The sequence below is a fragment of the Lyngbya sp. CCY1209 genome (assembly GCF_055795065.1).
On the sequence record NZ_JAYFER010000141.1, the window covers coordinates 1 to 10033 of the forward strand.

Here is a 10033-nt window from a genome sequence, read left to right on the forward strand (position 1 = left end):
GATTTTCCCATCTGTCGCGAGTTCAAAACGTAGCAAAACTCCCCCCGTTTCAAAGCTTCGTAGAGGTCGCGATCGCAGGAGCGTTCCACATAGCAGGGAGCATCATTTTTGAGACTTCCGCCAACTTGATAGATCATTTTTGATCGGAAAATTAAGACACATTGAGGGATTGTGGGTACCCGATTTATTATTATAGGGCAATTTTTAAATTTTGGCGATTTTCATCCCGCCGCCGCGATTTTTTATCGTATTTTTCGGTTGTTTTTTGAAGTCCGGTCGAGGGACCGACGGCCGATCGGGTCACAGAGGGTGCGATCGCCCTCCTCAATTTCCGAATTCGTCCGCAGGTAATCCCGCACCCAGTCGCAGGCATATTCGAGTTCGTTGAGCGTTTCAATTTTTTCTAAATCCCATAAAATCACCGTGCGATCGTCTCCGCCGGACACCAAAAACTTGCCGTCGGGGGTAAAATCAACGGCGATCACCATACCCTGATGTCCCGGCAAAGTCCTCAACAATTCGCCCTCGAGGTTCCACAGCTTGATCGTATTATCCACGCCGGCCGTGGCGATGGTTTCACCGTCCGGACTGAAGGCGATCCGCGTCAACCCGTTACTTTTACCATCGATATTTCTCACCAAAGTGCCATCTAATTTCCAAACTTTAAAAGTACCGTCACGACCGCTAGAGGCGATCAGATTTCCGTCGGGATTGATTGCCACTCCCCAAACCGCCCCCTCATGGAATTGGGTGGTGAGAAGTTCTCCGTCAAGGGTCCACAATTTCACTGTTCGGTCTCCGCTGGCTGAGGCGAGAATTTGACCGTCTGGGGTAAAAGCCAACCTCCAAATTCGCTCCTTGTGGGCGACAAAACTGCGGAGAAGTTTGCCGTCGATGCTCCACAATCTGATCATCTTGTCATCTCCCGCCGAGGCGATGATTTGACCGTCGGGACTGATGGCCGTCGCCGTAACCGCCGCCCCATGTCCGGATAAAACTCCTATCGGCTTTGTCGATGACATCTTCAGCTCTTCTACATTCCAAAGCTCTATTTGAGAAGAGTTGCCGATCGCCATAATTTTTGAATCGGGCGCAAAAGACAAGGCGCCATTCCACGGTTGGGAAGGGGTGATTGTCCGCAAACGTTTGCCATCTGAAAGCCACACTTGGACCGTCTGATTGCTGGCGGATACGATCAATTTTTGATCCGGACTCACCGCCATATCCCACACGGTATCTTCGTGCCCGTGAAGCGATTTCAGCAAATTTTTTTTGCATTGCCAAAGTTTGACGGTTCCATCATCGCTTGCGGAAGCCGCCGTCAAACCGTCGGCACTCAAAGCCACATCCCGAACCACCGCTTTATGTTCTCTTAACGTCCCGAACGAAGTTCCGTCCGAATGCCAAATTGTGACCGCACGATCCTGACCGCTGGTGGCAATATATGGACCGCGATCGCTACAATCTACCCCGATGAGCGCCTCCTCTCCCTGCAAAGTCCTCACCAAGGTCCCGTCTCGTCGCCAGAGTTTCGCGGTTTGGTCCGAACTCACCGATACGAATAAATTGGTTTGCGGACAAAATGCCACGTCCCAAACGGGTCCCCGATGTCCGTCGAGATTTTTTGAAAATTTGCCGTCGATACTCCACAATTTGACCCGGCCATCGACTTGTGCGACGGCAATCATTTGACTTTCGGAATCAAAAGCCACATTCCACATATTTTTTTCATCTCCGGTAAAAGTTTTTAATAATGTACCGTCGAGGCCCCAAATTTTGACCGTACTATCTCCGGCAGAAGAGGCGATCTTTTTGCCGTCGGGACTGAATGCAACTCCCCAGACCGGAGCATCGTGTGCCCGAATATCTCGCAACAGTTTGCCATCGACGCTCCACAGTTTGACTGTGCCATCTAAACTCCCGGAAACTAAAGATTTGCCGTCGGGGCCGAAGGCGACGCGGTGGATTGTCGCCGAATGTTCCAGGGTTGCCAGCAAGGTGCCATCTTCTTTCCAGATTTTGACGGTTTTATCGTTGCTGCCGGTGGCGATCAATTCGCCGTCGGGAGTGATGTCAACGCTCAAAACACTGCCTTTATGGCCGATGAGGCGATTCACTTCGTGACTGCCATAAACAACTTGATTTAAAGCCGTTTCCACCGACTCAACTATTTTCTTATCCGCAACACCCACGGCGTCCGCTCGGCGTTTAGCTTTGATAGCCGCGACCATTGCTTCCAACTGATTTTGGGAGGAAAATAAACCTTTGGAAGAGGAAACCAGGGCAATAATTTCGCTCACGATCGCCTGTCGGTATTGCCAGCGGGCGAAGAGTCCCATCCCCGCCGATACAGCAAATGCGAGGCTGACGACCGCCAAAAATAACCGCTGCAATTTGGCGACTTTTTTTTCTTGCTGGAGTCGCTTCTGTTGTTCAGCCAGCCGCGCTTCGACCTCTCGAGTTCTGGCTGCCTCCAATACCATCTGTGCTTCCCGGCGATCGAGTTTTTCACTGTGGGATAAAAACTGATAATCCCCATCGCTCAAACTTTTTCCCATCGCCCAAGTTTGCGCGTCTTTTAAGGCTTGCCCCCGCAACAGGCGGGATTCGTCTTGTTGTTCGGAAACGATCCAGGCGTCGAAGGCTTGAGAATAGGGGCGAAGTTCCGAAAGTTGTCGCACCACCCATTCCGGATTGAAGACTTCTCCGTAAATGCGATTTTTGAGCCGCAATTGGCCGTCAATTTTGACAACCAACCCGGACAGCAGCAGCTCCGCCTGTTCGCGGCTGTCATCGACTTCGACGGACTGATGCTGCAAAACTTGTTGGTAAATCCCCAACAATCTGCCCGTCCATCGGGGGTTGCGAAAGAGGCGATCGCGGATGGTTTTTAAATGCTCCGGCTCGTCCTTCGACTGCCATTCATCGATCACCCGATTTCGGACAATTTGTTCGACCCGCTCGACTTCCTGTCTCGGCGGTATTTTTGATTGATATCCGAGCTCATTTTTGCGGTGATTGTCGCCGATAATTTTGCAGATTTTTTGGGTCAAAAATGGCTGTCCGTTTGTCCAATCTAAAATTTCTTTGATAATTTCCTGTTCGTTTCCGGATTCCGAGCCCAATCCCCGGGCGAGGGGTGCAACTTCTGAGAGGCTGAACCCCGACAGCGCGATCGCCGTCCCGATATTGAAGGGAGTGCGGGTGCGATCTTGAATCAAATCCGACGGCGTAGCGACTCCTAAGAGCGCGAATGTGAGGCGGTTGAATTTCGGGTCGGTTGCCCTCTGGTTGTAACAAAACCGGATTAATGCGAAAAAGTCATCGACGGAAAAATTGAGGCCGAGGATGCTGTCGATTTCGTCGATAAAAATGACGATATTCTGGTCGGGAATTTCGGCGGACAAGAGGCGGTCAAAAAAGTATCCCAACAGTTGCAAAAAAGAAATGTCATCGCTGTCATTCCACCACGTTTTTAAATTGAACTGCTTGAAGAGTTTAAAGCCTCTGAGTAGTTCTGCAATCATTCCTTTGTACCACTGCAGGGGCGTGATATTTTGGCCGCCGATCAGGGTCAAATCCAGGGTCGCACATTTGTAGCCTTCCCGTTGCAACTTTTGCCGGACTCTCACCATCAGGGAAGACTTTCCCATTTGGCGACAGTTCAACACATAGCAAAATTCCCCCCGCTTCAATGCTTCGTAGAGGTCGCGATCGCAGTCTCTTTCCACATAGCAGAGGGCATCACTTTTTAAACTTCCACCAACTTGATAAAACATTTTTTATTGGTAAATAGAGTCGGAAATTTCATTCAAATAATTTCGATACAAATCGCAGGAAATTTGACAGCAATTTTCAATCTTATCGACCAGACCGATCTGATTTAAATGGCAAGCTGCGATCGCGTCCATTTCCACGCCTTCCGGGCGATTTAACAATTTTTTCAAGGGTTCGACGAGTTGGGGACGCTCTCGGATGAAAGCCGACACCTCCTGTAAATGCCGGCGATAAATTTGCCCCTGCAACTGTCCGTCCGCAAAGAATTGATTCAAGGTCAAATTTTCCCGACAGATATGATAGAGTGCGAGACGCAATAAATAGGGTTTTCCGCCCGTCAATTTTTGGAGTTTAGACACCTCATTTTCGCTCCAATTTTCCAAGCCGTGACGGCTGACCAGTTCTTCAATCTGTCGAAAGTTAAAGGGGGGAAGTTCGACCGCAAGTCCGATATTGAACGGCGATTGATTGATGTTTAAATCGACGTAAATATCCGAATATTGCACCCCGATCCAATGAAGTTTTTCAAAGCTTTCAGTTTGTTTGGTCTGTTCGTACCAAGAACGCAGCAGCGGTAGAAAATCTTGGGCGATCGCAGGATATTCAAACACCCGATCCACCCAATTTAAAACGACCATTATCGGGCGATCGCTCTCTTCCAAAATATATTCTTCCAAATAAGTATTGCCGCTGACTTTTGCGCCGATATCTTCATCCCAATATTCATCCAACAGGCAAGGGATGTTCAACCCGTCGGTGATTTGGGTACAAAACCACTTTAAGAAAGTATCCAAATCGGCAAAAATTTCTCCGGCCGCATCCTGAAACGCGATCGGGACAGTTTTGTAACCGCAGCTTTTAGCCCGCTCTATAATTCTCAGCAGTAAAGAATGTTTTCCCATCTTGTGAGGTGCTTTAATTCGGATCAGGCTGCCCGGTTTTTCAATTTCCGAGAGTGCCGATTGTGCGATCGCACCCCGTTCGATATAAAAATGAGAGTCGAGAGGAACCGGAGCTTCGGGGCATTCTAAATTCATGTCAATCGATCTGGCACAATGTTTCCCATCCCATATTTTACATGAATTTCAAAGATTGAAGCGACCGGACAAAAAAAGGGATCGGCGTCGCCGATCCCTACCGTGAGAGCCTTATATAGCGTTTTTCAAGCTGGTAGGACACACTTGCAAATTCAAAGTCCCCATCCCCCCCTACCCCCCCTTTGTAAGGGGGGAGTTCAAGGGGGATTTAGGGGGATCGTGCGGATCTCATCGGATTGAAAGCCACTATAACTCCCCGGTTGCCAACATTTGGATTAAACGTGGCGTTCCCGGGTCAAATCCAGCGATATCCCAAGAATTCGGATCGTTGGGATCGACGAGACTGATGTTGTAAGGCGCCAACGTGATGTAAACCGCCTTGACATCAGGGTTGACGCGGCGGCGGTATTCCGCCAACGCCTGGGAGGGGTGGCGCCGTCCCGCCCAGCTTTCGGAGTCCGTCCAGAAGCAAATCACGTCCGCCTTAAATTTCTTCCGAATTGCCCAGTCGTAAGCCACCGAGGCATCGGTGCCGCCGAAGTTATGTTTCCGGGCTTTTGCGATCGCATCCGAGAAGGAATCTTTCCGGTGAATTCCCAAGTCGATAAACTGCGTAGAAAACCCCCGAATCGCGTAATTTTCTTCCGCCTTCGCCGTCGCCAATGCCATCGTCGTGGCAACTTCGCAACAACTCAAATTCACCGAACTGACGGTATAGCTGGACATGGAACCGGAGATATCGACGGCGTGTAAAAACACCTTTCCCGTCGGCGCGATCGCATCAAATGACAGTTCCAAAGCCTTCTCCAAAATATCCACAATTTGCGGAACCGGAGTCCAGCTTTTCTGGCTGCGCCCGACTTTTCCCCCCGACTGATAGGTTTTCAACGCCTTCAGCACGTCGATGGGGTGGATGCGACCTTTTCGCAGGTGTTTGACATTATTTAAATTCCCCTTCACCCGCTTCAAATTCGCCGGTTTGTCCCCCCGCAAAATCCGCAGTTGCGTCAGGGAACCCAGGTTTCGCAATAAAGCGCCGATCGGCATTTCATTGAATAACAATTGCCATGCCTTTTCGTCCATTTTCCCCACCGGCGCAGCCATTTCGTGGGTCAGATGTCCCTTGGCGATCGCCTCGTGGGTGCGATCGGGATTGCGCTTCAACCACTCGTACCACCAAATTTGAGACAGCGCCTCGGACGGCGCCCGTTCGGGCAGTATTTCCCATCCTTTCGTCGCCCACTCAAACAGCAAATCGTGTTCGGAAGTGGGGGGTTGAACGTGAAACAATCGCAGCGCATCTCGGTTGGAAAAACCGTGGCGCTGTTGGTATTTCAAAAACTGATAAGCCAACCCTTTCACGTCTTCCCGGGACAGCCAACTCGTCCCCGCCTCCCGGATAACTTTACCGAACCCCCGCAGGGATTTGGTATAATTCAACCACTCGTAAAAGTGACTTCCCGTGCGAACCACCTGGGGAAAAATTTCCAAAAACGCCCGCTTCGCTTCCGGCGTTTCCCCCGCCGACAGCAACACCAAAGCCAAAATCGGAGCACTATTATTAATCGCCCGTCCGTCGGAGGCGTAAACAATTTCTCCCGCCACCCGTTCCGGATTTTGTGCGATCGCCGAGAGCAAAACATCGACAAACGTTCCCGTCAATTCCTGCTTGTCGGCATAATAGGTCCGCTGTGCGGTTCCAATCAGTAAGCAACGCCGCAGCGTTTGCCAAATTCCCGCATCGAACATCCAACCGCCGGAATGTCCCCGGATCATCTCTTTTTCCCGCCCCGGAATCGGATGGTTTTGGGGCGTTTCAGACCCTACAAAAAACTTATAATTCATCTCACTTTCTCCGGCCCTTTCGGGCTACTCGCGGCTTCGGGATGTCCCGAATTGGCAGGGTGAGATTTGAACCCACATCTCTCGATGAAAAATCGACCGTTTTAACCGATAACCCTCAACTCTTCGGCCTTTTCAGGCAAGAATATTGAATCAAGGCTTTAGCTTAAACTACCTGCGAGTGGTGTAGCGGCGCGGGAGTCGAACCCGCATCTCCGACGATTAAGGGGGGATTCGTTAACAGCGATAACCCTCAATCTTCGGCCCGTGGGGGCAAAAAATGGTGCTTTACCAATTAAGCGACCCGCCACATGAATGGTGGAGTTGGGTTCGGTGTCGAACTCGCCTCCGCTGTCATGTCTCTAAGGTAAACGCCACCCCTTCCCCGAAGCGAATCTCGATGAAAATGGCTGAAATGCTGTGTTTGTATGGGTTTGAGAGTTCGGGGATGCGATCGCCTTGGGGGATTCCCCGAACTTTGTGAAAGCCGATCCCCCATTATCCCCCTTAATAAGGGGGACTTTGATGGTCATTCTCCCCCTAAATACCCCTTAATTTAGAGGATTTTTTCTATTAAAGAAGTGTGAAAAATTCATGAACATTTGAGCGACTAAAAGCCCCCAGGATTGGGGGTTTGGGGGCCGGAAGATTTTCAAATGACTCCCGATTGCTATAGCTCGGGAATGAATTCCCGAGCGGTGTGGGGTTATTTACCCTTCTGTTGATTTTTCGCCTGTTCCAACGCGATTTCCTTCATCGCCTGGAACGAATTGGAATTCGACGTCCCTTCGATCGCCTTCACCGCCAAATCTTGAACCTGTTTCAACGCCGCATCCAGTTGTTTCGAGATATTTTGAATCCGAAGATCTTGGCTTTGAATCGTTTCACTGAGTCCCTTAACCCGCAATTCGTAGAACTGTTTTTGACCCTCGACTTCCTTCGCGAACAAGTCAGCCTTGACTTTCGCCTGGTAATTGCCGATATTCCGCCCCATTTCCTTGCCTTTCTTGACGGTATCTTCCAAGTTCTTCTCGAATTGGGCGACTTTTGCGGTCACTTCCAAATGTTCGGTTTCCCGTTCCGCGATCGCCTTTTCCCGTTCGGCCCACTGCCGCTCCCGTTCTTGTTTGAATTCCGCCAACTGTTTGTACAGTTCGGCTTTATTTTGTTCGTACTCTTCTTGGTCAATTTCTCGCTGGAGGTTCAGGTTATATTTATAGGTTTCCTCGTCGCGATCGCGGGTTTTTTGATAATTCTCATTTCGTTCTCGGACGGCCCGTTGGTGTTCCTCCTGTTCCTTTTTCCAGGCGGCTTGCCGTTCCTGCCATTCCTGTTCCAACGCATCCCGGCGATCGGTCAATTCTTCCTCGAAGGTTTTGGAATTCTCCTCATATTGTTGAATCAAAACCTCCAACGTATCATCTTCAATCTCTTCGATACCGTGAAGATCCTGCAACTGCTGTCGAGATTCGGCAACCAAATTTTGCAATTCTTCCAAACGACTCGCTTCCGAAGTCAACTGCTCGGAAATTTCGCCGATAACTCCCCCGAAATTCGACTGAAACATCGTCAAACTTGCCAGCGTCGCTTCCAGTTTGGATTGGTTCGATTTCTGAGGTTTTTTGATGACGTTTTGGGTTGCCGTCGCGGCTCCATTGCCATTGGCAGCGGATTTTGGAAGTTGCGATTGCAAGCTGGACTTCTCTTTTTGAAGTTCCTGATACGCTTCGAGAATTTCTGCTTTGGTGTTGCGATCGCTGATTTTTTTTGCCATGATTCATCTCCTGGTAGTGCGGTTTAATTTTCGTCAAATTTATTTCTGATTTGAACTGCTGGAAAAGGCTCGCATCGCCAATTCTTGCGCCTGTTTCAGCGTTCCTTGCAATTGTGCGGACAAGTCGGCGATCTGTTCGTTCTGTCGCTGGATAGTTTGTTCCAACGATTCCACCTGCAATTCGTAACCTTGCTTCGTGGATTCCCACTCTTTCGCAAACAGATCCGCCTTCACTTTCGCTTCCCGCGTCGCTTCCTGAATCGCGTCTTCTTTCGCTTTGTTGAACGCCTGTTTCAACTCTTCTTCAAATCCTGCAACCCGCTGGCGATCGCGCTCAAATTGCGCCTGTTCCGCATCCAAAACGTTTTCCCGATCTTGCCAATCCTTCTCTTTCTCCTGCGTTAAATCCCGAATTTCTCGCTCCAGACTGCGCTTTTCTTCCTCATATTCGTCCATCTCAATTTGGCGCGATCGCTGCAAGTGATAATTATAATCCTCTTCTTCCTCCCGGCGAATTTTTGCCGTATTTTCGTTTTCTTCCTGAACCAACAGTTCAAATTCCTGCTGCTCTTTTTCCCAATCTTTTCGCCGCGAGGCGATATCTTTTTCCAACGTTTCTTGGCGACGGCCGGAATTTTGTTCGAGCAGGTTCAGCTTTTCCCGGTGTTCCTGGGTTAAAATGTGCAAGACATCGGCGACGACGCGAATTTTCTGGAGTTCCTGCGACTGTTGGGATGCGATCGCGATCCCCCGCCGAATTTTCTCCAACTTCTCGGATTCGGCTTCTAACTTTTGGGACAGTTCCGCGACGATGCCACTGAAGTCGAGCTGCAAATCCGCCAACCCCTTGACAATGCTATCGACGGTGTATGTGGCAGCCTGTTCGAGCACCTGCTTTCGCTTTTCCCGCTCCGACTCCTCCTCCTTCGTGGCGACTTTGGAGGCGACATTTTGGCGATCGCGGAGAATTTGCTGAAAAGTGGAAATAATTTGCGATTTGGTTTCCGGCATGGCGAGTTGTGTCATGGCTTTACCTCAAAACAATTGACTGAAGATATTCGGATTTTAACCGTCGCTCGGCTCCAAAAACCTCCGTATTTTTCCCAGACTTTTTTCGGGACTTGTTTGATTGCTATCGGGGCGATCGGTATTTTCTCGGATCAGGGTACTGAGGATCGTCTGGCAACTCTGACAGCGATTGCCCTCCCAGCAGTAACACCCCTCAACCAACCCAATCAGCAGCGCCTTCAGGCGTTTATTTTGCTCCAAAATCGTTTGATAATCCTTCTGAATGGATTTTACCACCCAGCTCATGTGTTGAAAATCCGCACAAATACCGTCCAAACTTTCGAGGGAATGATCTCCCAGGCGATCGCTCAGATCGAAGTTTTCCAGCAGTTGACGTTCCCACGGATCTTTTCGAGTCAATTTGACAACATTTTTCATCATTTCAGTTTCGTTTGTTTTGCAGATTTAAAGTGGCGGGGAAATTTTCGATAAAAATATAGCGGAAGATCCCCCTAAATCCCCCTTATAAAGGGGGACTTTGACTCCTCTTGCTCCCCCCTTATAAAGGGGGGCTGGGGGGGATCGAATGGCTCCC

Annotated in this window: 6 protein-coding genes and 1 tRNA gene; all 7 read right to left on the minus strand. The window is 49.7% G+C overall.

Annotated features, from left to right (window positions below; all coding sequences use genetic code 11):
- Positions 1 to 242: 242 nt before the first annotated feature.
- Positions 243 to 3779: an AAA-like domain-containing protein gene (locus AC0QHF_RS01525; protein ID WP_324702419.1), complete on the minus strand. Its 3537-nt coding sequence runs from the start codon at positions 3777 to 3779 to the stop codon at positions 243 to 245.
- Positions 3780 to 3782: 3 nt separating this feature from the next.
- Complete coding sequence (locus AC0QHF_RS01530; RefSeq protein ID WP_324702420.1) at positions 3783 to 4814, minus strand: AAA-like domain-containing protein; 1032 nt, start codon at positions 4812 to 4814, stop codon at positions 3783 to 3785.
- A 246-nt stretch (positions 4815 to 5060) separates the two neighbouring features.
- Complete coding sequence (locus tag AC0QHF_RS01535; RefSeq protein ID WP_324702421.1) at positions 5061 to 6659, minus strand: TROVE domain-containing protein; 1599 nt, start codon at positions 6657 to 6659, stop codon at positions 5061 to 5063.
- A 179-nt stretch (positions 6660 to 6838) separates the two neighbouring features.
- A tRNA-OTHER gene (locus tag AC0QHF_RS01540) sits at positions 6839 to 6967 on the minus strand.
- Between the two features lie 395 nt (positions 6968 to 7362).
- Complete coding sequence (locus AC0QHF_RS01545) at positions 7363 to 8430, minus strand: coiled-coil domain-containing protein (protein ID WP_324702422.1); 1068 nt, start codon at positions 8428 to 8430, stop codon at positions 7363 to 7365.
- A 39-nt stretch (positions 8431 to 8469) separates the two neighbouring features.
- Positions 8470 to 9456: a coiled-coil domain-containing protein gene (locus AC0QHF_RS01550; protein WP_324702423.1), complete on the minus strand. Its 987-nt coding sequence runs from the start codon at positions 9454 to 9456 to the stop codon at positions 8470 to 8472.
- A 39-nt stretch (positions 9457 to 9495) separates the two neighbouring features.
- Positions 9496 to 9879, minus strand: coding sequence for a hypothetical protein (locus AC0QHF_RS01555; protein WP_324702424.1), 384 nt, complete (start codon positions 9877 to 9879; stop codon positions 9496 to 9498).
- Positions 9880 to 10033: the final 154 nt, after the last annotated feature.

Bases quoted from the DNA above. Each gene is read 5' to 3' on its own strand.
- AC0QHF_RS01525 (WP_324702419.1), bottom strand. From the start codon at position 3,779: ATGTTTTATCAAGTTGGTGGAAGTTTAAAAAGTGATGCCCTCTGCTAT.
- AC0QHF_RS01530 (WP_324702420.1), bottom strand. From the start codon at position 4,814: ATGAATTTAGAATGCCCCGAAGCTCCGGTTCCTCTCGACTCTCATTTT.
- AC0QHF_RS01535 (WP_324702421.1), bottom strand. From the start codon at position 6,659: ATGAATTATAAGTTTTTTGTAGGGTCTGAAACGCCCCAAAACCATCCG.
- AC0QHF_RS01545 (WP_324702422.1), bottom strand. From the start codon at position 8,430: ATGGCAAAAAAAATCAGCGATCGCAACACCAAAGCAGAAATTCTCGAA.
- AC0QHF_RS01550 (WP_324702423.1), bottom strand. From the start codon at position 9,456: ATGACACAACTCGCCATGCCGGAAACCAAATCGCAAATTATTTCCACT.
- AC0QHF_RS01555 (WP_324702424.1), bottom strand. From the start codon at position 9,879: ATGATGAAAAATGTTGTCAAATTGACTCGAAAAGATCCGTGGGAACGT.